The organism is Stenotrophomonas maltophilia group sp. vghtpe118, assembly GCF_052605195.1.
The window spans coordinates 888272-914589 of the sequence record NZ_CP199672.1 but is presented as its reverse complement, the minus strand read 5'-3'; the positions used below and the strand labels follow the sequence as shown (position 1 = coordinate 914589).

Sequence of the window (26318 nt, the reverse complement as noted above, 5' to 3'; positions counted from 1 at the left end):
TTATAACATTACACCTGACAGCGACCACCCTGCCGCTGGTCATAGGCGGAGGATGGAATAGTCGTGGGGGCAGTGGGGACGGGGTCAGAGCCCTTTCCTTTGGAAAGGGATCCGCCCCGGGAGCGGATCGTCAGCCGCGGCGGAATGCGGCGGGCGTGCGGGCGCCGACGATGATCATGCGGATCATCGTGGAGATCTGTTCGACCAGCTCCGGATCCTTCTCCGGCGGCAGGTCCATGGCGGTGGCACCCATCGCGAACACCAGCCGGGTGATGGCCTTGGCCACCAGTTCGGGGGCATGCAGTACGGCGCCATCCAGTGCGGCCAGGCGCACCAGGTCGTGCTGCAGCTCTTCCTCGAAATAATGCAGCTCGCGTTCGACTGCGTGCTTGAAGTCGTCCGAGCCGACCGCGCCTTCGCGCAACAGCACGTGCAGCAGCTTGTCGTCGGCGCGCAGCTGTTCCATGAAGGTCTCCACCGAGACCCGCACCACGCTGGTGGCGGTGGAGGTGGCACGCTGGCGCGCCTCGCCGATGATGGTGCGCAGCGAGCGGCCGGCCGCGTCGATCAGCGCTACGGCCAGTTCGTCCATGTCGCGGAACTGCCGGTAGAAGCTGTTCGGCGCGATGCCGGCCTCACGTGCCACTTCGCGCAGGCTGAGCGTGGACAGGCTGCGGTGCGGCCCGATCAGTTTCAGGGCGGCGGCCAGCAGATCCTCGCGGCTCACCGTACGGCGGGCCGGGCTGTTGGCATCTTCAGGCGTCGACAAGACGGTGGCGGCGGCCATGGCGGTTCCGGTGGGGCGAGGCTGAATCATACCCAATCCGGTTCAATATACACATGTATACACAGATGTATGTGCGCCCGTATAGTGCGCGTATGAGCGCTGTCGTCCGTCCATCCCTGTTCTCTCCGTACCGCTGGGTCTCGCCGTCGCTGTTCGATTTCTGGGCGGGCCAGCTCAATCCCCTGTGGACCCTGCGTGAGCCGGTGGCCCGCCTGGTCCGGCGCGAGCCGGCCGGCGAGGGCGCGGCGACCCTGGTCCTGCGCACCAACCGGCACTGGGCCGGCATGCGCGCGGGCCAGCACGTCACCCTGGGCGTGGAGATTGAAGGACGCCTGTGGCAGCGCAGCTACAGCCCCACTGCGCTGGGACCGCGCGAACTGGCGATCACCGTCAAGGCGGTCGAGGGCGGCCGGGTCAGCCAGCATCTGGTCAACCATGCGCAGCCGGGCGAGCTGTTCCGCCTGGAGGCTGCGTTCGGAGAATTCCAGCTGCCGGCCGCGGCTCCGGTATTGCTGCTGGCGGCCGGTAGTGGCATCACGCCGATGCGCAGCCTGCTGCGCGAAGCCTGCCAGCGCCCGCTGGCCGCGCCGGTGGACCTGTTCTACTGGGAGCGCAGTGCCGCCCAGCTGCAGTTCCGCGATGAGCTGCAGGCACTGGCCGCGCGCCAGCCGAACCTGCGTGTGCACCTGCTGACCACCCGCGAAGGTGATGTGCCTGCCGCACGCATCGATACCCACGATCTGCAGGTGGCCGGCGATGACACCCCGTTGGCGCAGCGCCACGTACTGGCCTGTGGCCCGGATGGATTCGTTGCCGCTGCGCGCGAACGCCTGGCGCACCAGGTTGCGGGTTTCCAGGCGGAAGCATTCACTCCGCCGGCGCCGTTGCGTGACGCCAGCAGCGAAGGCGAAGTGTCGCTGACCCTTGCCCGCAGTGGCCGCCAGCTGAGCGTGCCGCGCGGCCGCTCGTTGCTGGAAAGCCTCGAAGCCCATGGCATCAAGCCCAAGCATGGCTGCCGCATGGGCATCTGCAACACCTGCAGCTGTGACCGCGTCAGTGGCGCCACCCGCCACCTGCGCACCGGCGACCTGCAGTCCGAATCGGCACAACCGGTACGGATCTGCGTGAGCGCACCGACCACCGACCTGACCCTGGATCTCTGAGGACGCCTGCCATGACCCGCGCCACCGACCGTGCCCTGAGTACTGCCGAGATGCATGCCTTCGGTGAGGAACTCGACGCGATCCGCGACCGTGTGATCGGCAGCCTCGGCGCCTCCGATACCCGCTACATCCGCCGCGTGGCCGCCGCCGTGCGCTGGTTCGGCGTGGGTGGCCGTGGCCTGCTGTTCTTGGCGGCATTTTCGCCGCTGTTCTGGATGCCGCTGCTGTGGCCGGCCGCGATCACCGGCACGCTGCTGCTGGCGCTGTCGAAGATCCTGGAGAACATGGAGCTGGGCCACAACGTGATGCACGGCCAGTTCGACTGGACCGGTGATCCCAAGCTCAATGGCAACACCTACGAGTGGGACATCGTTGCCACCGCCGACAACTGGCGCAAGACCCACAATTTCCGCCACCACACCTACACCAACGTGCGAGGCATGGACGATGACATCGGCTATGGCCTGCTGCGGATCTTCCCGGAACAGCGCTGGAAGCCGTTCTACCTGCTGCAGCCGATCATCGCGCCGATCTTCGCACTGCTGTTCCAGTGGGGCGTGGCCGCGCAGGACCTGCGCCTGGGCCGGTGGCTGAAGGGCCGCATCAGCGGCCGTGCGATGTGGATGCAGACCCGCCCGGTGGCGCGGAAAATGGCCCGCCAGGTGCTGAAGGACTACGTGTTCTTCCCGCTGCTGGCGGGTCCGTTCTTCCTCACCGTGATGCTGGGCAACCTGGTTGCCAACGGCCTGCGCAACATCTGGACCTACGTGATCATCTTCTGCGGGCACTTCACCGCCGAATCGGAAACCTTCCCCAAGGAGTGCCTGCGCAATGAGTCGCGCGGCCACTGGTACCTGCGCCAGCTGCGCGGTTCGTCCAACATCAGCGGCGGCTTCCTGATCAACGTGCTGTCGGGCAACCTCAGCCACCAGATCGAGCACCATTTCTACCCGGATCTGCCGGCCAACCGCTATGCGGCCATCGCCAAGGAAGTGAAGGACATCTGCCGCCGCTACGGCCAGCACTACAACAACGGCTCGCTGCCGCGCCAGTTCGGCCAGGTGGTCTGGCGCATCCTGCGCCACGCATTCCCGAGCAAGCCGCGCCGCCTGCCGATGCCGGACATCATGTCCGCACCGGCATCGGCCAACGCGGGCTGATCGACTCAGCCCGCCTTCGCCAGGGCGGCCTGCTCGCGGTCCAGGCGTCGCAGGAACACCTGCATTTCCTTGCGCGCCTGCTGGTCGCCCTTGCTGCCGGCCACGCTCAAGCCGCGCTGCCATGCCTCACGGGCCGCCTGTGGCTGGCCACTGGCCAGCCAGGCTTTGCCCAGCAGCTTCCAGGCTGCCGAGTAATGCGGATCAAGCACCACGCAGCGGCCCAGGTGGGTTGCCGCGCGTACCGGGTTGCCGGCATCCAGCCAGCCCTTGCCCAGGCCGAAGCGCAGCAGCGCGCCGTCCTTGCCTGCGGCAAGCATGCATTCCAGAGCTTCGATGTTCATCCGCGCACCTCCACCAGCAGTTCGGCCGGGCCGGGCTGGAAGCGGCCGCGATGGAACAGTAGTGGCGTGCCGCCGTTCTCGTGCACTTCGATGATGCGGCCGGCCAGCAGCAGGTGATCGCCTACCGGCCACTGCGCGTGGCGGGTACAGGTGAGATGGGCGACCGCACCGGCGATGCGCGGTGGGGCGTCCTCGTCGTCATCCAGCAATGCCAGGCCGTCGAAGCGGTTGCGCACCTGCGGATCGGCAAAGCGCCGGGCCAGTGCCTCCTGGTCGGCCGCCAGCACGCTGAGCGCAAAGCGTGTGGCACGCTGGAAGGTGGACAGGCTCTGCGCGTGCAACGCCAGGTTCCACAGCACCAAAGGGGGCTGCAGTGAGACCGGTACGAACGAGTTGATGGTCAGGCCGACCGGCTTGCCCTGTGCATCGCGCGCGCAGACGATGACCACGCCGGTCGGGAAATGGCCGAGCAGCCGCCGCAGGGCACGCGGCGGCATCTCGACCGATGGCACCGGGACCGGGGCGGGGAACACCCCCGCCCACGGCCCGGCGTAGGGCAGTGTCTCGCCGCTCATGAGGCCCGGGCCTGGCGGTAGCGCCGGCCGACCTCGGCCCAGTTGATGATGTTGAAGAACGCACCAATGTAGTCCGGGCGACGGTTCTGGTAGTGCAGGTAGTAGGCGTGTTCCCAGACATCCAGTGCGAGGATCGGGGTGTTGCCGGACAGGCCGACGGCTGCACCCATCAGCGGGCTGTCCTGGTTGGCGCTGCTTTCCACCTGCAGGCGGCCATCGCGATCGCTGGTCAGCCAGGCCCAGCCACTGCCGAAGCGGGTCTGCGCTGCCTTGCTGAAGGCATCCTTGAACGCATCGAAGCCGCCAAGGTCACGGTCGATGGCGGCGGCCAGTTCATCATCGGGTGCACCACCGCTGGGGCTGAGCACGGTCCAGAACAGGCTGTGGTTGGCGTGGCCACCGCCGTTGTTGCGCACCGCGCCACGCTGCGCCTCGGGCACGGCATCGAGGTTGGCGATCAGCGCCTCGACCGGTTGCTCGGCGATGCCGGCCTGCTCGATGGCGGCATTGAGGTTGTTGACGTAGGTCTGGTGGTGCTTGCTGTGGTGGATCTCCATCGTGCGCGCATCGAAGTGCGGCTCGAGGGCGTCGTAGGCGTAGGGGAGCGGGGGAAGCGAGTACGACATCGAAGCAATCTCCGTGGGGAAGGCCAGAGGGGCTGGCCGTGGGGAGATCGTTATCGCACCTCAACATTGGTTGAGGTCAAGGGAAGAAGCGATGGACATCGAGGCATGGTAGTGCCGGCCGCTGGCCGGCAACCCGACCCGCCCTGATTGCCGGCCAGCGGCCGGCACTACCTTTCACTACCTCAACTCAACCAATCCTTGCACGCGCCATCCACCTGATCCCCGCACGCCTGCTGCATCCGCTGCTGCAGCCGCGCCAGTGTCTCGGCACCCTGGTGCTTCCCGCTCCACGTCTTCAACCGCCCGGCCAGGCGTTCGAAGCGCTGGCGGGTGCGCTGGTGGTAGCCCGACGGCTGCGCCTCCAGTTCGGCGATCAGCGAGGCGGTGGCCTGCTCGATGCGCGGCGCGTCGTTCGGCGCCAGCTTCAGCAACCCTTCCACGTACAGCACGCCCCATTGCACGCGGGTGGCCGGGCCCTGCGCACCGTCGTAGGCACGCTTCAACCACTCCAGCGCACCGGCAGTGTCGCCGCGCTGCTCGGCCAGTTCGGCCAGCTCGGGCATGTAGTAGTAGGGCTGCTCGCTGCGCTTCAGCTCCGCCAGCAACAACGCCTCGGCACCGGCGTCGTCACCGACCTGGCGCAGTGCGTAGACCGCGCTGCTGATCGTGGCCTGGCGTGCATGCGCATCAGTGGCGGTGGCGTCGGCCGCGGCCACGCGCTGCTTGACCCGATCAACCAGCGGCGCGGGCAGTGCGCCCTTCGGCTGCTGCTGGCGGGCCAGCGATACTTCCGTCAGTGCGCGCGACAATGCGTCGTCGGCGCGGTCGCCGCGCTCGGCATCTGCGCGCTCCAGCGCGACCAGCAGCTGCTGCCCCAGCGTGTTGCGGGTGGCTGGGCCGGCGCTGGCCTGCTGGACCAACTGTGCGCCTGCATAGCCCAGCAACTCACGGTTGCGGCGGACTTCGGCCGGCTGCGCCAGCACGGCCTGCAGCAGCTCGCGTACTTCGGTAGGCGAGCTGGCGGGCGTGTCGGCGGTGGCCAGGGCCAGCAGGGCGAAGCGGCGTTGCAGCGCCGCGTCGGGTGCGGCCTTGGACAGCTGGCGCAGTACATCCTGGCCCCTGCGCCCGCCAGCCAGACGGTTGGCGTCGACTTCCCAGCCGTAGTCGCCCAGTACCTGCCAGTCTTCGGCGGCCAATTTTTCCGGCGTGGCCAGTGCCGTCGCCAGGGTGGCGGCGATGGCGCTGCGGCGCCCGGCCGCGACGGTCAATGCCCGGGTCAGTTCGGCGGCGTCGTTGCCACCGGCCACGCGGGTAAGTTCATTGCGCTGTGGGTCCAGCACGATCAGGGTCGGGTAGCCGCGCACCCCGAAGCGTTCGCCCCAGGCCTGCGCACCTTCCTCGTCGCCATCCAGGTAGACCGGCACGAACTTGCCGGTCAAGGCGATGAAGGCCGGGTCCTTGAACAGGCCGGCCTTGAGCTGGTTGCACGGCGGGCACCAGACCGCGCCCCAGTACAGCAGCACCGGCTTGCCGCTGTCGGCGGCTTCGGCGAAGGCATCATCGACGTCACCCTGGCGCCACGCGATTCCCTTGGCCGGCGCAGGTGCCTCGGCGGAGTTGGCGGTGGAAACCGGGGCCGGGGTGCAGGCGCTCAGCGCCGAAGCCAGCAGCAACATGGAAAGCGCGACGCGCATCGGCAGCATCTCGAAGGGCAAGGTGACAGGGCATTGTAGGAACGCGCAGGGAACCCGCTGATTCAGTTTGCTTATGACGGGCATGCGGCGAGGCATGACGCCCCCCGGGCATTGCCGGGGGCCGTGCCTTCAGGCGGCCGCCCGCACCATCTGCTGGTAGACCAGTCCGTTGAACTCGCCGGCCTCACCGTCAACCACGAAGCCATAGCGCAGATAGGTGGGCACAGCATTGAGCGATGCGCGTACGGTCAGGACCGGCTCGCGTACCTGCGGCAGCACCGCCTCGAACAGTGCATGGCCGATGCCCTGTCCCTGGCAGGCGGGATCGACGAACAGCATCGCCAGGTGGCGGCCTTCCTTCAACTCGACCACGCCGACGATACGGCCGTCCTGCTCGGCCACCAGGAGATGGTTGTCGCCGTCCAGGCGTTCACCGAACGCATCGGCGGCGGCGACATTGCCGAACGTGGCGATGCCGGCTGCGCTGAGCGAGGGCGCCACCGCCGCAGTGAACGCGGCCAGGCACACCGCGCTGATCGCGGGCAGGTCATCGACGCGGGCAGGGCGGATCGTCGGCATGCAGTGTTCTTCCCGTGGCGGGCTGCGCGTCATCGCTGCCCCGTGCCTGCACGCTAAGCTGCAGGCATGAGTGATTTCAATCCCGCGTACGCTGCGTTGTTTCCAGGGCAGGGCTTGAGCCTGGGCCTGATGACGCCGGTGGCGTCGCAGGGGCTGGCCGATCCGCATGAGGCGCGGCGCATCGCGCGGTTGGCCGACGATCTTGGTTTTGCCGCGCTATGGGCGCGCGATGTGCCGCTGATGGTGCCGCAGGGGCCGGACGCGAAAGCAAGTGCGCTGGACGATCCGTTCCTGTGGCTGGGCATGCTGGCCGCTGCGACCGAGCGCATCGTGGTCGGCAGCGCGGCCATCGTGCTGCCATTGCGGCAGCCGCTGCAGGTGGCGAAGTCGGCGTTGAGCCTGGACCGGATCAGCGGCGGGCGGTTCGTGCTGGGGCTGGGTTCGGGTGATCGCCCGGAAGAATTCGCTGCATTCGGCGAGGATCTGGAGGGCAGGGCGGCGACCTTCCGTGAGCGCTGGACGTTGCTGCGCGCGGCGCTGTCACCGGAGACCGATGAGCGGAGCGCCGTACTGCAGGCGACCGGTGGCTTCGACGTACTTCCGGCGCCGGCAACCCGCGTTCCGATGCTGGTGGTGGGTACCGCACGGCAGAGCCTGCAGTGGATCGCGCGCGAGGCCGAAGGCTGGGTCACCTATCATCGTGAGGAGGCCGCGCAGGAGGGGCGCATCGGCCTGTGGCAGCAGGCGCTGGCGCAGCGCGGCGGACCAGGCAAGCCATTCGTGCAGTCGATGCTGCTGGATCTGCAGGCGGATCCGCAGGCGCCCCCCGAGCCGCTGCCGCTGGGCCTGAAGGTCGGCCGCGATGGCCTGCGTGACTATCTGCTGCGCGTGCATGGGCAGGGCGTGGCGCACGTGATGTTCAATCTGGTCGACAACGGGCGGCCGATGGACGCGGTGCTGCGTGAGATCGGGGAGCAGGTTCTGCCGCATATGCTCGGGTAGGTGTACACCTTGGTGGACACGCTCTCACCGCTGCGCCCGCTGAACTGCTGAGTGTTTCCTTCAGTGGCCGAGGCAGAAGCAGTCGAGCACTGCTCGACTCTACATGCAGCAGGCATCTGCGTATCATTCGCATTTGATACCCCGCTGCCGGAGCCCCGTGTGACCCAACGTTCCCCCATGCACCCGACCGGACGCCTGTTCGCCGCGGTCGCCTTCATCGAGGCCGTGACCTGGGCCGGCCTGCTCATCGGCATGTGGATGAAATACGGCCCGATGGCCAACGTGGCGCTGGTGAAGCTGTTCGGGCCGCTGCACGGCGTGGCCTTCCTGGTCTATGTGGCGGTGACGCTGTTTGCGGCGGTGCGCCTGCGCTGGCCGTGGTGGGCCAGTGCCCTGGCCCTGCTGGCAGCGATCCCGCCGCTGGTGACGCTGCCGTTGGAGTGGTGGTTCAAGCGCCGTGGCCTGCTCGGCTTGCGTGCAATGCGCTGAACCCACTGTTGCGGGCCCATTCAAGAGAATGGGTATCAAATGCAAATACGAGCCGTTATCATTTAAGGGTGGCATCTGGCCCTTAGCAGGGTCGGTGCCGGGTGGGGCGCGCAGGCGCGTCCGGCCAATCCTTCCCTGTTACGGCTGGTGTTTCATGCACGCACGTCCCGTCGTTCCCGGCTTGCCGGCGCTGGTGTTGGCTGCCCTGATCGGCACCATGGCGATGATGTCCTTCGTCGCCGTGATCGGCCCGGTGGTCCGCATGCTCGGTTTGTCCGAGTGGCATGCCGGGCTGTCAGTCACCGCCGCAGGCGTGTTGTGGATGCTGGCCGCGCGCCCCTGGGGCAAGCTCAGCGACCGCATCGGCCGCAAGCGTGTGCTGATGCTGGCGATGAGTGCCTACACCGTGGTCTACATCGCGCTGGCGGTGTTCATCGACGTGGCCCTGCAGGCAGTGCCGCCGGTGCTGGTGTCAGTGCTGGTGCTGGTTGCTGCGCGCGGCCTGATCGGCCTTTTCTACGCAGCGGTGCCTCCTACCGCAGCTGCGCTGATCGCCGACAAGGCGCCGACTGGGCAACGTGCGAAGTTCCTCGCCCGCCTGGGCAGCGCCAACGCACTGGGCATGGTGCTGGGCCCGGCTGCCGCGGGTTGGCTGGCCTATACGAACCTGTCGCTGGCGCTGTATGTAGCCGCACTGTTGCCACTGCTGGCGTTGGCGCTGCTGGCCTGGCGACTGCCGGCCACACCGCCTGTGATGGGCGTTTCCGCCCAGCGCCGCGCGCCGATGAGGTGCCTCGACCCGCGCCTGCGCCTGCCGCAGCTGGCGGCGTTCACCGCCATGGTCTCGGTGACCATCGCGCAGGTGACGGTGGGCTTTTTCGCGATTGATCGGCTGGGACTGGATGCGGCGGCCGGTGCGCGCATGGCCGGCATCGCGCTGACGGCGGTCGGCGTTGGCCTGATCCTGGCGCAGGCGCTGGTGATGAAGCTGGAGGTTCATCCGCGGCGCTGGATCGTCCTCGGCGCCGTGATCTCAGGCATCGGCTTTGCTTCGGTGGCGGGCGTGCAGCAGGCCTGGCAACTGCCTGCGGCCTACGCACTGGCTGCATTCGGCATGGGCTTCGTATTCCCTTCGTTCCAGGCGTTGGCCGCCGACGCGGTGGAGGCGCACGAGCAGGGCGCCGCCGCCGGTACTGTCGCTGCCGCGCAGGGACTGGGCATGGTGGCCGGGCCGATGCTCGGCACGCTGGTGTATCGCGGCGGGCCCAGCCTGCCATACCTCCTGGTCGGCGCGTTGCTGCTGTTGCTGTGCGCGCTGGCTGCAGCGCATCGGATGAAGGAGACCCCATGAACGATTCCCTGATGCAGGGCGCGTGGCCGGAGGCCGCGCCCGCGCCGCAGGAGAGCAGCGACGACGCGTCGCTGTTCCTCCTGCGGCACGCTGGCCAGCACGTGCACGCACGCGGTTGCCGCGCCACGCTGCCGGCCGGTGCGCTGGCGACGTTGGCAGAGCGCGTTGCGTCCTTCTTCGAGCAGCAGCGCGGTGGGCCGGGCCTGCTGGTCGGCGCAGTCCCTTTCGAACCCCGTGCGGACGACGCGTTGTACCAGCCCGAGCGCCTGCTGCCGGCCCTGCCGTTGCAGCCACAGGCCGCGCCAGCGCTGGAGGGTGCCCTGCAGGCCGAGCCTTCGGCGCAGGCGTACGCGGCGTCGGTGGCTGCGGCGGTGCAGGCATTGCGCGCGCCCGAACTGGACCTCCAGAAGGTGGTGCTGGCGCGCAGCCTGCTGGCACGCACGCGGCAGTCACTTTCCCCGGAGGTTCTGCTGGCCCGCCTGGGCGCGGATCCTTCGGTGGCGACCTACGCGGTGCCGTTGCCGGTGGCGCCGGGTCAGGCGCCCGCCTGGCTGGTGGGGGCAACCCCGGAATTGCTGCTGCGCAAGCGCGGCGCCGAGCTGTTGTCGCACCCGCTGGCGGGCTCCGCGCGGCGCAGCACCAATGCTGCCGAGGACGAGCAGGCCGCGCAGGCGCTGCTGGCCTCGACCAAGGACCACGACGAGCACCGCCATGTGGTCGAGGCCATCGTCGACGGCCTGGCGCCGTACTGCAGCCACATCGATGCACAGCCGCGGCCGGCGCTGCATGCCACCGCCAGCATGTGGCATCTGGGTACCCGCATCCATGCCACCCTGAAGGATCCGCAGACATCGGCGGCCGAGCTGCTGGCGCAGCTGCATCCCACGCCGGCCGTCTGCGGTACGCCGCGGTTGGCGGCGCTGCAGCGCATACGCGAACTGGAACCGGTACCGCGCGGCTTCTATGCCGGCGCCGTGGGCTGGTTGGACGCGCAGGGTGACGGCGACTGGTATGTGGCAATCCGCTGCGCACGCCTGCAGGGAATGCAGCTGCGCCTGTTCGCCGGCGCCGGCATCGTTGCCGACTCGCAGCCCGAGGCCGAGGTGGCCGAGACCGCTGCGAAGTTCGCTGCCCTGCTGAATGCGTTGGGTGTCCATGAATCCGCGCCTGCGATCGAGCCTGCCGCATGACTACCTCCACTGACGCTTCCCGCCTGGCACTGCAGCAGGTGTGGCCGGATGACCTGATCGCGCGCTATCGCGAGGCCGGTCATTGGCGTGGCGAGACCTTTCCGGCGTTCCTGCGCGAACGTGCAGAACGCTATGCCGATGACATCGCGGTGGTCGCCGGCGACGTGCGCCTGAGCTATGCGCAGCTGTGGCACGAGGCCGGGCGGATCGGTGCAGGCCTGCTGGCGCTGGGCCTGCAGCCTGGCGAACGGGTGCTGGTGCAGCTGGGCAACACCGCAGGCTTCATCACCACGGTCTGCGGCCTGTTCCGGGCCGGCCTGGTGCCGGTGTACGCGCTGCCGGCGCACCGCATCACCGAGCTGGCGCACTTCGCCAATAAGGCCGAAGCCAGTGCCTACATCACCACGCCACTGCACGATGGCTTCGATCATCGCGGGCTGGCGCGGGCACTACAGGCCGAGGCCCCGGCAGTGCGCCATGTGGTGATCGACGGCGATGCGGCGGAGTTCATCGCGCTGGAGGCGCTGCAGGGTGACCGCAGCCAGCTGCCGCCCGATCCGGACCCGCAGTCGGTGGCGTTCCTGCAGATTTCCGGTGGGAGCACCGGGCTGTCCAAGCTGATTCCACGCACGCATGACGACTACATCTATTCGTTCCGTGCCAGCAATGAAATCTGCGGCATCGACCGCGACAGCGTCTACCTGGTCGCGCTGCCGGCCGCGCACAATTTCCCGATGAGCTCGCCCGGCTTCTTCGGCGCGTTGTATGCCGGTGCCCGCGTGGTGCTCAGCCCCGGCCCCGGGCCGGACGCCGCATTCCCGCTGATCGCACGGGAGCGGGTGACCTGCTGCGGCCTGGTGCCGCCGCTGGCGCTGCTGTGGGCGCAGGCCGCCGCCACCAGCAAGTATGACCTGTCGAGCCTGCAGGTGCTGCAGGTGGGCGGTGCCAAACTGGTGCCGGAAGCCGCACGGCGAGTGATCGACGGCCTTGGCTGCACGCTGCAGCAGGTGTTTGGCATGGCCGAAGGCCTGGTCAACTACACGCGGCTGGATGATCCGGAGGACCTGATCGTGGCTTGCCAGGGTCGGCCCATCAGTCCGGACGACGAAGTGCGCGTGGTCGATGACCATGACCAGCCGGTGGCCGAAGGCGAGGTGGGGCATCTGCTCACCCGTGGCCCGTACACCATCCGTGGCTACCACAACGATGCGGTGGCCAATGCGCGCTCGTTCACCGATGACGGCTTCTACCGTACCGGTGACCGCGTGCAGCAGCTGCCCGGGGGCTACCTGGTGGTACAGGGGCGTGCGGGTGACCACATCAACCGGGCGGGCGAGAAAATCTCTGCTGAAGAGATAGAGGACCACCTGCTGGCACATCCGGGCGTGTTCGATGCGGCCGTGGTCTCGATTCCCGACGAGTACCTGGGCGAGCGCAGCTGCGCCTTTGTGATCCCGCAGGGCGAACCGTTCAAGGCGCCGGCACTGAAGGCCTGGATGCGCGGGCGCGGCCTGGCGGCGTTCAAGGTGCCCGACCAGATCGTGTTCGTCGACAGTTTCAATACCACGGCGGTCGGCAAGATCAGCCGCCGCGAATTGCGCGCGCAGCTGCGTGCGCGTCATCTGCAACAGACAGGAGGAACGCGCTGATGGCGCTGCCCCGTATCACCGACTATCCCTTGCCGACCGCCGCCGAACTACCGCAGGCGCGTGGCCCGTGGCGCCCGCAGCGCGATCGTGTGGCTTTGCTGGTGCACGACATGCAACGCTACTTCCTGGCGGCATTCGACGCCGGCAGCACGCCCTTGCGGCCGGCGGTGGACAACATCGTGCGCCTGCTGGCGCACTGCCGCGCGCAGGGCATTCCGGTGTTCTACACCGCCCAGCACGGTGACCAGGACCGTCGCGACCGCGGCCTTCAGGCCGACCTGTGGGGACCGGGCATGCGTCGCAGCGCCGATCATGAGCCGATCATCGAGGCGCTGGCGCCGCAGCCGGGCGAGCATGTGCTGGTCAAGCATCGCTATAGCGCCTTCCAGCGCAGCAACCTGGAGACGCTGATGCGGGTACGTGGGCGTGATCAGCTGCTGGTGACCGGCGTGTACGCCCATATCGGCTGTACCGCGACCGTCGTCGAGGCCTTCCAGCGTGACATCGAGGCCTTCATCGCCGCCGATGCGGTGGCGGACTTCTCGCGTGCCGATCACGATCAGGCGCTGCACTGGATCGCGCGCACCTGTGGTGTGCCGATGACCACCGATCAGCTGCTGGAGGTGCTGTGATGGCTGCCATGGGTGAGGCGCTGGATCTGGAGCGGATGCGCGCCGACGTGGCGCGCGTGCTGGAGTGCACGCCGGCCGAGATCGGGGACGACGACAACCTGATCGACCTGGATCTGGATTCAATGCGCATGCTCGGCCTGGTCCTGGCGTGGGGCAACACTGGCCTGCCGCTGGAGTTCTCGCAGTTGGCCGAGCACACCACGCTGCGCCGGTGGTGGGGTGTGGTGCAGCAACTGCAGGCCGCGCAGAACGCATGAACGCCGCAGCGCTGGCCACGCCGGTGGCGTTGACCGAGGCCCAGGCGGGGCTGTGGTTCGCACAGCGGCTGGCACCGGACAATCCGTCATTCAATACCGCGCACGCGGTATGGATCGACGGCCCGCTGGACGTGGCCGCGTTCGTCGCAGCCGCAGACCAGGCTGCGCGCGAGGCCGAGGCTTTCGCATTGCGCTTTGCCGAAGGTGCCGATGGCCAGCCACTACAGTGGCATGACCCGGCACACGTGCCGTTGCTTTCGGTGCGCGATGTTTCTACCGAGGCGGATCCCGCCGCTGCGGCACGCAACCTGATGCACGCCGACCGGCTGAGCCCGGTCGATCCCGCCCGCGACCGGATCAGCCAGCAGGTACTGTTCGATCTGGGTGGCCTGCGCTGGGTCTGGTACCTGCGCGTGCATCATCTGGCGGCCGATGGCTACGGCATGGCGCTGTTCACTGATCGGGTGTGCGCGTTGTATGCCGGTCGTACCGGTGAGTCACTGCCGGGGCTGGCGGGCGTGCTGGCCGATGATGCCGCGTTTCGTGCCGATCCGCGCCGCGTGCAGGCCGGGCAGTGGTGGCGCGAGCACATGCAGGGCGCACCGGCAGGTGCAGGCCTGGCCGGCACGCTCGCGGCCAGTGACGACGCGCTGCGCTGGGTGCAGCCGCTCGATGCGGCATTCCGTGAGCTGTTGCTGCAGGCTTCGGTGCGTTGGCTGCAGCCCTGGCCGGATGTGCTGGTCGCGCTGGCGGCCGAGTACCTGCGGCGGATGAGTGGCGCCGATGAAGTGGTGCTGGGCGTGCCCTACATGGGGCGGTTGGGCAACGCGTCGGCGCGGGTGCCGGCGATGGTGATGAATGTGTTGCCGCTGCGCGTGGCGGCCGGCGAGGGCAGCGTCGAGGCCTTTGCCCGGGGCCTGGGTCGCCAGCTCAGTCAAGGCCGCAGGCACGGCCGCTACCGGGGCGAGCAGCTGCGCCGGGACCTGGGCCTGGTCGGCACGCAGCAGCGCCTGCATGGTCCATTGGTGAACGTGCAGCCGTTCTACAGGCCGCTGGCGCTGACCGACGTGCAGGCGACGCTGGAGGTGCTGTGCACCGGGCCGGTGGATGACCTGGCGCTGGGTTTCCGTGGCGATGGCCAGCACCTGCTGGATCTGGAGATCGAGGCCAATCCCGCGCTGTACAGTCGCGAGGATGTCGAGGCGCACGCGGTGAGGCTGCTGCATTTCGTGTCGGCGGCGCTGCAGGCTGACGATATCGAAACCGTACCCTTGGCGACGCCCATGGAGGCGCAACAGGTGCTGCAGGGTTTCAACGCCACCGCGCACGCGCTTCCTGAGACCACCTTGGTTGAATTGCTGCAGCAGGGCATGGATCGGGACCCGCACACGCCTGCGCTGGTGTTCGGCGATGCGACGCTGGATTACGCGACGCTGGAAGCGCGCAGCTTCGCGCTGGCGGCACAGCTGCGGGCAATGGATGTCGGCCCGGGCAGCGTGGTGGCGGTGGCATTGCCGCGCTCGCTGGAGCTGGTGATCGCGCTGGTCGCGGTGCTGCGTGCAGGCGCGGCCTATCTTCCGTTGGACCTCGCCCATCCCGACGAGCGGCTGGCGCGCATCTTCGCCTCGGCGCAGCCGGTGTGCGTTCTGGCTGCGGCGGAGATTTCGGCGCGCACGGCCGGCGTACCGGTGCTCGCGCCGGAGCAGTGGGCCGCGCTGAGCTTCGCTGCGCCCTGGGCCGATCCGGCGCCCAGCGATGCGGCCTATGTGATCTACACCTCCGGTTCGACCGGCGAGCCGAAGGGCGTGGTCATCGAACACCGCGCCATCGTCAACCGCCTGCTGTGGATGCGCGAGCACTACGGCATCCGCGCCGATGACCGCGTGCTGCAGAAGACCCCGGCCACCTTCGATGTGTCGGTCTGGGAGTTCTTCCTGCCGTTGCTGTGCGGGGCAACGCTGGTGATTGCCGGGCCCGATGCGCATCGCGACCCCACTGAACTGGCCCGCTTGATCCGCGGGCATGGCATCACCACGGCGCATTTCGTGCCGTCGATGCTCGATGCCTTCCTCGCTGCACCGGCCTCCGAAGGCCTGCAGCTGCGACGGGTATTCACCAGTGGCGAGGCGCTGGACGCCGCGTTGCGCGACCGCTTCCACGCGCGCATGCACGCCGAGCTGCACAACCTGTATGGCCCGACCGAAGCCGCGGTGGACGTCAGCTACTGGCCGGCGTCGGCGCAGGATCGATCGCGGCCGGTGCCGATCGGCTTCCCGGTCTGGAATACCCGACTTTACGTGCTGGACGCGCGGATGCAGCCGGTGCCGGTCGGTGTGGCCGGTGACCTTTATCTGGGCGGTGTGCAGCTGGCGCGCGGCTATCTCGGTCGCGAGGACCTGACTGCCGAACGCTTCCTTGCCGATCCTTTCCTGGCGGGCGAGCGCATCTACCGCACCGGCGACATAGCGCGCTGGCGCAGCGATGGCGCGGTGGAGTACCTGGGCCGCAGCGACCATCAGGTGAAACTGCGCGGCCTGCGCATCGAGTTGGGCGAGATCGAGGCGGCTTTGCGCGAACTGCCGGGCATGGAGCGGGTGGAAGTGCTGCTGCGCCAGGATGCGCCCGGCGACGCGCGTCTGGTGGCGTATGTGCCGACTGCGCTTGCCGATGCCGTGATGCTGCGCAGCCATTTGGCCACGCGTGTGCCGGACTACATGGTGCCCTCGGCGTTTGTCGGCGTGGACCACTGGCCGGTGACCGCCAACGGCAAGCTCGACCGCAACGCGTTGCCGAAACCATCACAACATGAGGTCGCCGGATTGGCGCCGCGCACGCCGTTGGAACAGGAGCTGGCGTCGCTGTTTGCCCAGGCACTCGGGCGAGAAGCGCCGGTGGCGGTGGATGCGGATTTCTTCAGTCTCGGCGGTGACTCGCTGTCGGCGGTGCACCTGCTGCTGGCGATCGAACAGCGCTGGCGCTGCGATCTCGGTCTGGGGGCGTTGTTTGCCCAGCCCACCGTGGCCGCGCTGGCGGTTCGCATTGCCGAGCCACCCGCGCTGGCCGATCACGCACTGGGGCCGGTGATCGCGCTGGCCGCGACCGACGCTGCCGGGCCTACGCCGCTGTTCGTGCTGCACCCGGCCGGCGGCATCGCCTGGAACTACCGCACCCTGGCCCGGGCACTGCAGCCGGCACGCCCGGTATATGGCCTGCAGTCGCCGGCACTGGACGCGCGGCAGCCGCTGCCGAGCAGCATCGAGGCGATGGCCAGCGACTACGTACAGCGCGTGGTTGCATTGCAGCCAAAGGGGCCGGTACACCTGCTGGGCTGGTCGGTGGGTGGCATCCTCGCGCAGGCAATGGCGGTGCGACTGCATGAGATCAGGCGCGAGGTCGGCGAACTGGTACTGCTGGACGCCTATCCCAGCGAGTGCTGGCGGGCCGAGCCGGAACCCGATGCCATCGCCGCATTGCGGGCACTGCTGGCGATTGCCGGGCATGACCCGGATGCGCATCCGGAACTGGACAGCCGGGAGCGCATCCTCGCGTTCCTGCGTCGTGGTGGCAGTGCGCTGGGTAGCCTGCCGGATGTCGTGCTGGATGGCGTGGTGCGCGCCGTGACCGGCACCAATCGACTGATCCGTGAGCATATCCACCGGCCGTTCGATGGCACGCTGGTGCATGTGCGTGCGGGCCGGGATCACCCGGCGCGGCCACAGTTGCAGTCGGCGTTGTGGCGGGCACACGCGCGTAGGGTGCAGTCGTTGGAACTGCCGTTCCTGCATGCAGAACTGACCGGCCGCGATGCGGTGGCGCAGCTGGCGCCGTGGTTGTCGGCGCGGTTGCGCCAATGGGACGAGCAACAGGAGATCGCAACATGCAGTTGACCGGCTTTGAAGGCCGCGTGGCGCTGGTCACCGGCGCTGCCGGCGGCATCGGCGAGGCACTGGTACGGTTACTGGCCGAGGCCGGTTGCACCGTGGTGGCGACCGATCGCGAGGCGCCTGTTACGGCAGATGTGCGTGTGCATACCTTCGCACTCGACGTGACCGACAGTGCCGCCGTGGACGGCTTGGTGGATCAGGTCGAGTCCAGCATCGGGCCGATCATGCTGGGCGCCAGCGTGGCCGGTGTGCTGCATGTGGGCGGCGTGACCGAGACCGGCGATGACGACTGGCGCCGGGTGTTCGCGGTGAACACCGACGGGGTGTTCCATGTCGGGCGTGCCCTGGCGCGGGTGATGTCGCCGCGCGGGCAGGGCGCGATGGTTACCGTCAGCTCGAATGCGGCCGGTGTGCCGAGGCATGGCATGGCCGCCTATGCGGCATCCAAGGCCGCCGCCACGATGTTCACCCGCTGCCTCGGGCTGGAGCTGGCGCCGTTGGGCATCCGCTGCAACATCGTCGCCCCGGGCTCGACGCTGACCCCGATGCAGACCGGCATGTGGCAGGACGAGCACGGCGCCGAACGGGTGATCGCCGGCAACCTGGAGACCTACAAGGCCGGCATTCCGCTGCGCAAGCTGGCCGCCCCCGAGGACATCGCGCACTCGGTGATGTTCCTGCTCTCCGAGCAGGCCGGGCACGTAGCGATGAGCGACCTGTACGTGGACGGTGGCGCCACCCTGCGCGGCTGAGGTCTGGTAGTGCCGGCCGCTGGCCGTCAACCTCATTCAACTTCAGACATCTCCCAACCCCCATCGAGGCTTGGCCTGACAGCCAACGCCCAATGATCGACCCACCATGGCGCATGAGCAGCCATCGCCTCCGCCTGGGCCGTCACTCGATCATCGGCCAGGCCTATGTCCTGACAACCACGACCCACCAGCGCCGCCGGCTCTTTGAAAGCGAAGCTGCAGCAGCATGTGTAATCGACCAGTTCCATTACATCGAACAGCGCGGGCTCGTACGGTCACACGCATGGGTCGTCATGCCGGATCACGTCCACTGGATGTTCGAGCTGCGTGCAGCTGACCTTCCCGACATCGCGCGCCGGATGAAGTCGTCGAGCGCGCTTGCCCTGAATCGCCTGGCGGGCCGTCGAAGCACGGTGTGGCAGCCCGGCTACTTCGATCATGCATTGAGGACCGAAGAGTCGCTGGCGCGGCAGGCGTTGTACATCCTGGGGAATCCGGTACGCGCCGGTCTCGCTGGACAGATTGGCGAGTATCCCTATGCGTGGTCGGCCTGGATGTGATGCCGGCCAGCGGCCGGCACCACCACAGCAGAACCGACGCGCAGCGTAGATCGCGTTCCGGCGCACAGAGCACCCTCGATGGTAGTGCCGGCCGCTGGCCGGCAACCACATGACCCGCGCAGAGATGCGTAGCTGCCGGCCAGCGGCCGGCACCATCATTCAATGTTCAGCGCGGCCATTCGCTGTTCAGCGCCGCCTGCGCGCGCTTCGGCCGTGGTCGGCCTGGATGTGATGCCGGCCAGCGGCCGGCACTACCACAGCAGAGCCGACGCGCAGCGCAGATCGCGTTCCGGCGCACAGAGCACCCTCGATGGTAGTGCCGGCCGCTGGCCGGCAACCACATGACCTGCGCAGAGATGCGTAGCTGCCGGCCGGCGACCGGCACTACCATTCAGTGTTCAGCGCGGCTTGCGCGTACGCTTTGGCTTTGTGGTATCACCGCCGCTGGCGGCGCTGTCCTGCAGCGCCTGCAGCCAGGACAAGGTGTCCACATAGTCGATGAAGTGGCGAAGGTAGCCGGGGCTGGCGGCCTGCATCATGTCGAGCATGCGTTGCACCAGTACCGCCGAGTTCAGCGGGCCGCCATCGGCCGGGGCCTCGGCGCGTAGCGAGCGGCGCACCTGCAGTTCGCTGCGCAGCTCCGACCATTCGCGCTGCACCTGTTGCAGCATCGGCACCTGCGGGTAATGCGGCAGCGAGCGCGACCCCGCATCGAGGTCACGCACCAATGCGCGCAGGCCTTCCAGGGCGGGCGGTTTACTTGCCATCCGCCGCCTTGGGCTTGGGAATCGGCGCGATTTCCACGCGGCGATTGCGCGCGCGGCCTTCCTCATTGGCGTTGGAACTGACCGGCTGCTCGCTGCCGAACGCGGCGGCGAACACGGCGTCGGCCGGTACGCCATCGGCGATCAGGGTGCGGGTCACGGTCAGCGAGCGCTGCGCGGACAGCTCCCAGTTGTCAGCAAAGCGGCGGTTGCCTTCGCGCACGGGCGCATCGTCGGTGAAGCCGCTGACCATCAGGATCTCTTCGCGGCTGCCCAGATAGGCGGCCAGCGGTGCGGCCAGGCTGCGCAGCAGCTCCTGGCCTTCCGGCTGCAGCTGGTCGGAGTTGAGCGCGAACAGCACGCTGCCGCTGATGCCGATGCGGCCATTCACCAGCGTCACGCGGCCGGCCGCCAGCGGTCCGGCCAACGCTTGCTCCAGCGTCTGCAGGCGCTTGGCCTCGGCCTGGCGCTGCTTCACTTCCTGCTCCAGCCGCTGCGACAGCTCCAGCTGCACCGCGACCACACCCACCAGGATCAGCACGAACGCACCCAGCAGCACCGACATCAGGTCGCCGAAGGCGGCCCAGATCGGCGCGTGCGAGCCGCCATCGACCTCCAGCTCGTCGCTCATGCGCTGCCGGCCTTGCCGCGGCGTGTGGCCAGCTGCTGCAGTTCTTCCATCACCTGCTTCTGCGACAGCAGGCTGAGGTCGACCACCTCGCGCGCCTGCGCTACGTAGTAAGCCAGTTGCTCATCGCTTCGGGCCAGCGAGGCATCCAGTGCACCACCGATCTGTTCCAGGCGGCCGGAAAGCTCGGTGGCGGCACTGCCGAACTGCGCGACCGCTTCACCGAAGGCGCCGGCCAGCTGGCCGACGTCACCCGCGCTGCCGGTAAGTGCTGCCGCAATGCCATCCAGCTTGCCGGTCTCGGCGGCGATATGATCGGTAAAGCGGTTGCCGACACGCTCCAGCAGCTCGGCCGAACCGCCAACCAGTGCGTCCACCGCGGTGCGCTGTTCGTGCGATGCGTGGTTGATCGCATCGAGCAGGGTCTGCACGGTGGCCAGCAGGCGGCCGCGCTCTTCCAGCATCGCGTTGTCGCGCACCAGGCTTTCGGACAGCGTACTGCGCAGCTCGTTGATGACGTCGGCCGCAGCCTTCGGCGCGGCCGCGGCGGTCTGCAGCAGGGTGGACACTTCGGCCAGCGTGGCACTGGCCTGCGCGCGACCGTTCTCGCCGATCTGCTGTGCGGTGGCCGCCAGCGTGTCGCAGACCTGTTGCTGCTGCGCAGCCAGGCGTTCGCCATTGGCCTGCAGGCGCTCGGCCAGCTCAGTGGAAACGTGCTGCAGGGCATCACTCCAGCGCTGCAGGCGCTGTTCGTCGCCAGCCTGCAGTTGCGCCTGCAGGGCGGCGTGGGCCTGCTGCAACTCGGCGCTGACCGCGTCCCAGCGCGCTTGGCGCTGCTGCTCGCGGCTTTCCAGGCTGGCCTGCAGTTCGGCGTGCGCAGTCGCGGCGGCGGCCTGCGCGGCCTGCCACTGCTGCGAGCGCTGCGCTTCATGATCCTGCAGCAGTGACTGGTTGGCGCTGTGCTGCTGTTCCAGTGCCTGCAGCAGCGCCTGCGCACGCGCATCCAGATGTTCGCTGGCGGCGATCAACGCCTGCTGCTGGCGCTCGACCAGCGCGCTGTTGAGGGCCTGCTGCTGCTCGGCGGCGGCACGCAAGGCGTCTGCATTGCTCTGTGCATCGGCCTGCAGGCGCTCGCCGATGCGCGCGATCAACGCTTCGGCATGCGTGCCCTGGCCATCGCTGAAGGCCTGCAGGTGCTGGCGCAGATCACTCACCAGCGCCTGCTGCGCCTGGGTCTGTTCACTCACCACCTTGGCCCAGCTGGCTTCGGTGGCGACCCGGCTGCGTTCGAAACCGTCGCTCAGGCCCGCCAGCTGCTGTTGCACGGCCCGCTCGACACGGGCATGCAACGCTTCGCCATGGTGAGCCAGACCGGCCAGGGTGGTCTCGGCCATCGGCTGCAGCGCGCCACCGATGGCCGCGGCACTGGCTTCGGCACCTTCGCGCAGCGACTGCTGCAGCGACAGGGCCAGGCGTTCCTGCAGCGCCTGGCTCTGCGTCAGGAACTCGGCCTGGCCTGCCAGCAGGCGCTCATTGGCGGCCGCACTGTGCTGTTCAAAGGTGCTGGTCATCGCCTGCAGGCGGTCGACCAGCGCCGGCAGCGCGGCGGACTGTGCCTGCAGCAGGCGCAGGGATTCGGCGCGCTGCCAGGCCTGCGAATACGGGTGCAGGTCGCCGGCAATGGCGCGGTCCAGCTGCTGCACGGCCTGCAGGCGGTCGCGGCGCAGCAGCGCGGCCAACAGGCCGAGCATCGCCGAGCTGGCCACGCCGGCGATCGAGGTACCGAAGGCCACCGCCAGGCCCTGCACCGGCGAGGCCAGCGAGCCGCGGATGGCGGCCATGTCGGTGGCGCTCTGCAGGGCCAGGCCAGTGCCGCGCAGGGTATCCATCATGCCCAGCAGGGTGCCGAGCATGCCGAGCAGCACCAGCAGGCCGACCAGGTACGGGGTCAGCACCGGCGCGGGCAGGGCAGTGCGCTCGCCTTCCACGCGCAGGCGCACGGCGTTGCGCAGGCCCACCGGCACGCGCTCCAGCCAGGGAGCGAGGCTTTCCTTTGCGCTGGACAGGTCGTTCAGTGCGGCGCGCAGGCCGTTGCTGGCCTGGCGGTAGCGGTACAGCTCCACGCCGCCGGCGATGTAGCAGGCCGCGATGATTGCCGCCACCGCTGCACCCAGCGGATGCACCGAAACGTAGCCAATGCCGATCCAGCACACGGCCAGCAGGCCGACAAGGAAAACAACGACATGGAGAGCAGTTCTGGACATGGTGTTCCGGTCAGTGGGAGCGCAGGGCGTCTTGCAGCCCTTCGATCGGGTGGAAGCGCAGCTGCAGCTCGGCGAGCAGCAGCGTGCGCATGTCATGGCGGAAGGCCGCGCGCCAGCCGGGCTGGCCATGCACGCGTTCAAAACGGGCGCCGAGCACCGCCGGCGCGGTGGCCAGCAGGCTGTGCTCGCGCGGGGTGAGGGTCTGTTCCATCACCGCATCAACCTCGGCCAGTCGCGCCAGCTCCGGCGAGACCTGTACCAGCTGGTCGCGCAGGCGGCCGCGCAGGCGCCCGGTGGCGGTCTGGATGGCCTGCTGCAGCACCCGGTAGCGCTGGCGCAGCGAAGCGAAGTTGGGTGCGGCAGCGGCCTCGGCCAGGTCCAGCAGGCGCTCGGCCTCGGCGTCCTCGCGGATCGAGGCCAGCAGGCTGGCATGGGCCTGGGCGCAGTCGGCCAGTACATCCTCGGCCCCCTCGGCAGCTTCGCCGGGCTCGGGCAGGCGTCCGCCCAACGCGCCGGACAGGGCCACGGCACGGCTCCAGTCCACCCACTGGCCGAGGCGATCGGTCAGAGCGGGACTGCTGGCCGGCATCGCGCCGTCGCTGAGACGGGCGAGCAGGCGGAGGAACTCCGGTCCACCCAGGACCGGCTGCGCTGCGTTCGCCATCAAGGGGTGAGGGGCCAAAAACCGCTGATTTTACAGCCAGATGACCCCGGCTGGATGAAGGCGGGGCGTGGGGGGCGGTACCTGCAGGCGCGACAAGGCTTAGAATGTCCGGCTGCATCCACCCGCTCGACCCTTGGAGTACCCCCATGACTGTTGCGCAGTTCTACCCGATCGGCACCCCCGGACAGCCCTGGGGCGACGTGGAACGCGCACAGTGGCGGGCCCGCCAGCAGCGCCAGCGCAGCTACCACGATGACGTGGTGGCCGCCCTCGAACGCCTGGACGACAGCGTTTTCGACGTGATCCAGTACGGCCAGCTGGACTATGCGCCGGACCATTATCCGCTGTTCGCGGTGGTCAACCACGACTGGAACCCGGCGCTGCCGACCGCGCTGATCACCGGCGGCGTACATGGCTACGAGACCAGCGGCGTGCACGGCGCCCTGCAGTTCCTGGAACAGCAGGCCGAGCGTTACCTGGGTCGGCTGAACCTGATCGTGGCGCCGTGCGTCAGCCCGTGGGGCTACGAGCGCATCCAGCGCTGGAACCCGGATGCGATCGATCCGAACCGCAGCTTCCGTGACGGTGGCCAGATCGAGGAAGCGGCCGCCCTGATGCGCTGGGTGGCCGAGCGCAAGCCGAACCTGCTGGTGCACCTGGACCTGCACGAAACCACCGACAGCGACCTGCACGAGTTCGATCCGGCGCGTTGCGCCCGCGACGGCAAGCCGTTCGAGCGCGACACGATTCCCGATGGCTTCTATGTGATCGGCAACAGCGAAGACCCGCAGGCCGAGTTCCAGAAGGCCCTGATCGCCGCAGTGGCGCCCATCACCCACATCGCTCCGGCCGATGCCGACGGCAACCTGGTCGGCCTGCCGCTGCAGTCGCCGGGCGTGGTCTGGGGCGAGTCGCGTTCGATCGGCGCCTGCGCCGGCTTCACCGACGCACGCTTTGCCACCACCACCGAGGTCTACCCGGACAGCCCGCGCACCAACCCGCAGGAATGCAACGACGCCCAGGTGGCGGCGGTGTGCGCCGGCCTGGATTTCGCCCTGGCGGCGCAGTAGCGCATCAACACGAGGTAGCGCCGGGCCCTGCCCGGCGGGTCGGGCGTGCGCTAGCCCAGCAGGATCACGCCCCACACCGTACCGACCATCAGCAGCGCGGTGGTCTGTGCGGCGCTGCCCATGTCCTTGGCGTTCTCGGATAGTGGGTGGTGGTCAAGCGAGATGCGGTCGACCACCGCTTCGATGGCCGAGTTGAGCAGTTCCACCAGCAGGCTGATGAAGCAGGCCGCCAGCACCACGGCGCGTTCGACCCTGCTGATGTCCAGCAGGAACGCGGTGGCGATCAGCAGTGCATGCAGCAGCAACAGCTGCCGGAAGGCTGCTTCGCCACGGAAGGTGGCAATGAAGCCATCGCGCGAATGGATCAGCGTATGGAAGATACGGCGAAGCCCGGTCTTGCCGTGCGGGTACTTGCCGCTGTCCCTGGGGTGAAGTGGCTGCATGCCGGTCCTGCCATGAGTTGACCTCACGACAGGATGTGCAGGCAGGCGTCGGGAAGGCGTCGGACGCCCGTTGGATTTTCCTTCAGCCGCCTTGGCGCTGCGCCTGGATGGCCTGGTCGAGGGCGTCCAGCTCATCCGTCGGCGAGGCCAACCATGCCGGGTACGCCTCGGTCTCGACGAAGGCGGAGGATCGCAGCACGTCATCGAACGCCGGATTGTCCTTCTCCGCATGGCGCAGCAGGCCGGACATCAGCCCGCAGATGCGGACTGCGGCCTGGAAGGCGCCCTGCAATGAACCGGCCGGCTCGGTGACCGTGTTGAGGAAGGCCGCATAGGCCGGCCCATCGAAGACGAAGTCCTCGCGCCGCTGGAAGGCATCACCGTTGAGGTTGGCTTCGCCAGAGACGTGCCGCGAGAATCCCCAGGACCAGATGTCGAGGAAACGCAGGTCATCCAGCATCCGGCGCGCATCGTCATTCAGTGGAACGGCGCCGGACAGGGCGTGCTCCAGCGTGGCCGCCGCGAAGGGCTCGGTGCCCTCGTGGGCCAGGAAATCGCTCAGGCAGCGCAGGGCACCGGGATGATGCGGGTCCAGCTGCAGCGCCCGGTAGATCACCCGCGCACCTTCGACGTGACGGCCCTGGGCGATGAAGATGTTGAGGGCATGGTGCGCGAGCTGGTCGGCGCTGAGGTCGGCAATGCGGGTCATCGGGTCTGGCGGGCATGGACGAAAGGTGTGCGCCAGTCTGACAGATCGCTCAATCGGCCGGGCTGCGTGAATCGCGGATCGAATAGATCACCGAGAAGTCCTGGGGTGCCGCTCGCGCATCAGCGCGCGTAGGTTCGCCAGAAAAGCACGTGGTCTTCGGCCGTGTTGACGGCGACGAAGACGGATTTTCGGGATTCGGGCGCGCAGCGAAAGACGCGGTACGACGACTTGAGCGTCCCGTCGCCCGGCCACCAGTATCGATCGAACGCAACAGGATCGCTGCTACTGAATGTCGTTGCCTGGCAATCCGCCGGCAGCTGCAGTGATACCGCAGGGGGTTTGGTGAAGGCCAGCGCGCTGGTGTTCGAGTCGAGGTCATGTACCTCCCGCAGATCGGTCGCCGCTTGCGGCACCCAGCCGGGAATCCACCCCTTGTTCACCCTGTCGGAGTCAAGCGCCTCCTGCAGGGTGTCGAACGAACTGTCCATCACCATACCGCAGGCGCATAGCGCGATACAGAACGTCACGACAATGGCGCGCCTGGCCCATGCAACGGGGCTGGTCATCCTCGTCATGCTCTGCGGAAAGCAGCCTACCCACTTCTTAGGGCGGCAAGCGCTTGAGCCGCGCTTCCAGCCCCGGTCGTACGGCCGGTCGCAGGGTTCTGCATGGCGCTGCGCCTTGCGCGCGTACTGCTGCATGAACAGGCCGATCTCCTGCGCGATCCTGTCCTTCCGGCTCTTGCCTGCCATCGACGGGCGTCCCTGTGTTCATCCTGAATCATCGGTCGGCGCACGCCAGCACGGATGACGGGCGCCGCAACAGGCCGGTTTGACGTTGAGGAAGGTCTGCGCGGATGATGCGCGGGCGCGCGGCGCAGGAGGGGATCTGTCAATGGGGCAACTTGACGTGGTGGAGCATGCCGGTGTTCCCTTTACCCGCTATGCCAGCCGTGAATGCAGTGGTCTCTGTGCGCAGCGATGGTGGTATGAGAACCGGTTGGGCCTGGATACCGAAGCCTGGTCGGTGGAATTGGATGCTTCCGATCGCGTGCTCGCAACGTCGCGCTTGACGTCACCCTAGAA

Annotated in this window: 26 protein-coding genes; 13 read left to right on the top strand and 13 right to left on the bottom strand. The window is 68.3% G+C overall.

Annotated elements, in window-relative coordinates:
- Positions 1 to 130: 130 nt before the first annotated feature.
- The gene (gene fabR / locus ACUDTM_RS04305) at positions 131 to 787 is read right to left on the bottom strand and encodes an HTH-type transcriptional repressor FabR (protein ID WP_005416927.1); all 657 of its coding nucleotides are present in this window, start codon (positions 785 to 787) and stop codon (positions 131 to 133) included.
- 92 nt (positions 788 to 879) lie between these two features.
- On the opposite strand from fabR, the gene ACUDTM_RS04300 reads away from it, so the two are divergent.
- Positions 880 to 1950 carry a ferredoxin reductase gene (locus tag ACUDTM_RS04300; protein ID WP_172412121.1) on the top strand — a complete coding sequence of 357 codons (1071 nt, stop codon included), beginning with the start codon at positions 880 to 882 and terminating at the stop codon, positions 1948 to 1950.
- Positions 1951 to 1961: 11 nt separating this feature from the next.
- On the top strand, positions 1962 to 3110 hold the full coding sequence (locus ACUDTM_RS04295; RefSeq protein WP_072167525.1) for a fatty acid desaturase family protein: 1149 nt from the start codon (positions 1962 to 1964) through the stop codon (positions 3108 to 3110).
- Between the two features lie 5 nt (positions 3111 to 3115).
- Here ACUDTM_RS04295 and ACUDTM_RS04290 read toward each other — a convergent pair whose 3' ends face one another.
- The 5 genes from ACUDTM_RS04290 to ACUDTM_RS04270 all read right to left on the bottom strand — a co-directional run bounded on the left by ACUDTM_RS04290 (position 3116) and on the right by ACUDTM_RS04270 (position 6925).
- Positions 3116 to 3451 carry a tetratricopeptide repeat protein gene (locus ACUDTM_RS04290; RefSeq protein ID WP_072167526.1) on the bottom strand — a complete coding sequence of 112 codons (336 nt, stop codon included), beginning with the start codon at positions 3449 to 3451 and terminating at the stop codon, positions 3116 to 3118.
- The gene (locus ACUDTM_RS04285; protein WP_188240902.1) at positions 3448 to 4026 is read right to left on the bottom strand and encodes a flavin reductase family protein; all 579 of its coding nucleotides are present in this window, start codon (positions 4024 to 4026) and stop codon (positions 3448 to 3450) included. The genes ACUDTM_RS04290 and ACUDTM_RS04285 overlap by 4 nt, the downstream gene beginning before the upstream one ends.
- Entirely contained in the window at positions 4023 to 4652 is a 630-nt protein-coding gene (locus ACUDTM_RS04280) for a superoxide dismutase (RefSeq protein WP_088496844.1), read from the bottom strand. Before ACUDTM_RS04280 ends, ACUDTM_RS04285 begins: the two co-directional genes overlap by 4 nt.
- Positions 4653 to 4834: 182 nt before the next feature.
- A complete protein-coding gene (locus ACUDTM_RS04275) occupies positions 4835 to 6355 on the bottom strand; it encodes a thioredoxin family protein (protein WP_188241089.1) in 1521 nt (506 codons plus the stop codon).
- Positions 6356 to 6475: 120 nt separating this feature from the next.
- Positions 6476 to 6925, bottom strand: coding sequence for a GNAT family N-acetyltransferase (locus ACUDTM_RS04270; RefSeq protein WP_188240903.1), 450 nt, complete (start codon positions 6923 to 6925; stop codon positions 6476 to 6478).
- 66 nt (positions 6926 to 6991) lie between these two features.
- On the opposite strand from ACUDTM_RS04270, the gene ACUDTM_RS04265 reads away from it, so the two are divergent.
- The 10 genes from ACUDTM_RS04265 (at position 6992) to ACUDTM_RS04220 (ending at position 18691) form a co-directional block, all read left to right on the top strand.
- Positions 6992 to 7927 (top strand): TIGR03571 family LLM class oxidoreductase, encoded by a 936-nt coding sequence (locus tag ACUDTM_RS04265; protein WP_445391185.1) that lies wholly within the window; start codon positions 6992 to 6994, stop codon positions 7925 to 7927.
- A 177-nt stretch (positions 7928 to 8104) separates the two neighbouring features.
- Positions 8105 to 8416 carry a DUF3817 domain-containing protein gene (locus ACUDTM_RS04260; protein ID WP_032129991.1) on the top strand — a complete coding sequence of 104 codons (312 nt, stop codon included), beginning with the start codon at positions 8105 to 8107 and terminating at the stop codon, positions 8414 to 8416.
- 154 nt (positions 8417 to 8570) lie between these two features.
- Positions 8571 to 9767, top strand: a complete 1197-nt coding sequence (locus ACUDTM_RS04255) for an MFS transporter (RefSeq protein ID WP_072167531.1) — start codon at positions 8571 to 8573, stop codon at positions 9765 to 9767.
- Complete coding sequence (locus ACUDTM_RS04250; RefSeq protein ID WP_072167532.1) at positions 9764 to 10957, top strand: isochorismate synthase; 1194 nt, start codon at positions 9764 to 9766, stop codon at positions 10955 to 10957. Before ACUDTM_RS04255 ends, ACUDTM_RS04250 begins: the two co-directional genes overlap by 4 nt.
- Entirely contained in the window at positions 10954 to 12606 is a 1653-nt protein-coding gene (locus ACUDTM_RS04245) for a (2,3-dihydroxybenzoyl)adenylate synthase (protein WP_227837692.1), read from the top strand. Before ACUDTM_RS04250 ends, ACUDTM_RS04245 begins: the two co-directional genes overlap by 4 nt.
- Positions 12606 to 13238, top strand: coding sequence for an isochorismatase family protein (locus ACUDTM_RS04240; protein WP_049465418.1), 633 nt, complete (start codon positions 12606 to 12608; stop codon positions 13236 to 13238). Before ACUDTM_RS04245 ends, ACUDTM_RS04240 begins: the two co-directional genes overlap by 1 nt.
- Entirely contained in the window at positions 13238 to 13495 is a 258-nt protein-coding gene (locus ACUDTM_RS04235; protein WP_072167534.1) for a phosphopantetheine-binding protein, read from the top strand. The genes ACUDTM_RS04240 and ACUDTM_RS04235 overlap by 1 nt, the downstream gene beginning before the upstream one ends.
- Positions 13492 to 17382 carry an enterobactin synthase subunit F gene (locus ACUDTM_RS04230; protein ID WP_445391184.1) on the top strand — a complete coding sequence of 1297 codons (3891 nt, stop codon included), beginning with the start codon at positions 13492 to 13494 and terminating at the stop codon, positions 17380 to 17382. Before ACUDTM_RS04235 ends, ACUDTM_RS04230 begins: the two co-directional genes overlap by 4 nt.
- On the top strand, positions 17373 to 18131 hold the full coding sequence (locus tag ACUDTM_RS04225) for a 2,3-dihydro-2,3-dihydroxybenzoate dehydrogenase (protein ID WP_088496086.1): 759 nt from the start codon (positions 17373 to 17375) through the stop codon (positions 18129 to 18131). The genes ACUDTM_RS04230 and ACUDTM_RS04225 overlap by 10 nt, the downstream gene beginning before the upstream one ends.
- Before the next feature lie 113 nt (positions 18132 to 18244).
- Positions 18245 to 18691: an REP-associated tyrosine transposase gene (locus ACUDTM_RS04220; RefSeq protein ID WP_088496085.1), complete on the top strand. Its 447-nt coding sequence runs from the start codon at positions 18245 to 18247 to the stop codon at positions 18689 to 18691.
- 398 nt (positions 18692 to 19089) lie between these two features.
- Here ACUDTM_RS04220 and ACUDTM_RS04215 read toward each other — a convergent pair whose 3' ends face one another.
- The 4 genes from ACUDTM_RS04215 to ACUDTM_RS04200 are packed head-to-tail and all read right to left on the bottom strand — an operon-like array spanning position 19090 to position 23011.
- Complete coding sequence (locus ACUDTM_RS04215) at positions 19090 to 19458, bottom strand: DUF2894 domain-containing protein (RefSeq protein WP_088496084.1); 369 nt, start codon at positions 19456 to 19458, stop codon at positions 19090 to 19092.
- Entirely contained in the window at positions 19448 to 20086 is a 639-nt protein-coding gene (locus tag ACUDTM_RS04210) for an OmpA family protein (RefSeq protein ID WP_072167539.1), read from the bottom strand. The genes ACUDTM_RS04215 and ACUDTM_RS04210 overlap by 11 nt, the downstream gene beginning before the upstream one ends.
- Positions 20083 to 22347 carry a DUF802 domain-containing protein gene (locus ACUDTM_RS04205; protein ID WP_445391183.1) on the bottom strand — a complete coding sequence of 755 codons (2265 nt, stop codon included), beginning with the start codon at positions 22345 to 22347 and terminating at the stop codon, positions 20083 to 20085. Before ACUDTM_RS04205 ends, ACUDTM_RS04210 begins: the two co-directional genes overlap by 4 nt.
- A 10-nt stretch (positions 22348 to 22357) precedes the next feature.
- Positions 22358 to 23011 (bottom strand): DUF3348 family protein, encoded by a 654-nt coding sequence (locus ACUDTM_RS04200; RefSeq protein ID WP_005416902.1) that lies wholly within the window; start codon positions 23009 to 23011, stop codon positions 22358 to 22360.
- A gap of 146 nt (positions 23012 to 23157) precedes the next feature.
- Here ACUDTM_RS04200 and ACUDTM_RS04195 point away from each other — a divergent pair, with 146 nt between their 5' ends.
- Positions 23158 to 24081, top strand: coding sequence for a M14 family metallopeptidase (locus tag ACUDTM_RS04195; protein WP_072167542.1), 924 nt, complete (start codon positions 23158 to 23160; stop codon positions 24079 to 24081).
- 50 nt (positions 24082 to 24131) lie between these two features.
- Here the strand turns inward: ACUDTM_RS04195 and ACUDTM_RS04190 are convergent, their stop codons facing one another.
- The 3 genes from ACUDTM_RS04190 to ACUDTM_RS04180 all read right to left on the bottom strand — a co-directional run bounded on the left by ACUDTM_RS04190 (position 24132) and on the right by ACUDTM_RS04180 (position 25985).
- Positions 24132 to 24524: a diacylglycerol kinase gene (locus ACUDTM_RS04190; RefSeq protein WP_439426953.1), complete on the bottom strand. Its 393-nt coding sequence runs from the start codon at positions 24522 to 24524 to the stop codon at positions 24132 to 24134.
- Between the two features lie 82 nt (positions 24525 to 24606).
- Positions 24607 to 25233, bottom strand: coding sequence for a hypothetical protein (locus ACUDTM_RS04185; protein ID WP_061479990.1), 627 nt, complete (start codon positions 25231 to 25233; stop codon positions 24607 to 24609).
- Positions 25234 to 25352: 119 nt separating this feature from the next.
- Complete coding sequence (locus tag ACUDTM_RS04180) at positions 25353 to 25985, bottom strand: hypothetical protein (RefSeq protein WP_439426951.1); 633 nt, start codon at positions 25983 to 25985, stop codon at positions 25353 to 25355.
- Positions 25986 to 26318 lie beyond the last annotated feature (333 nt).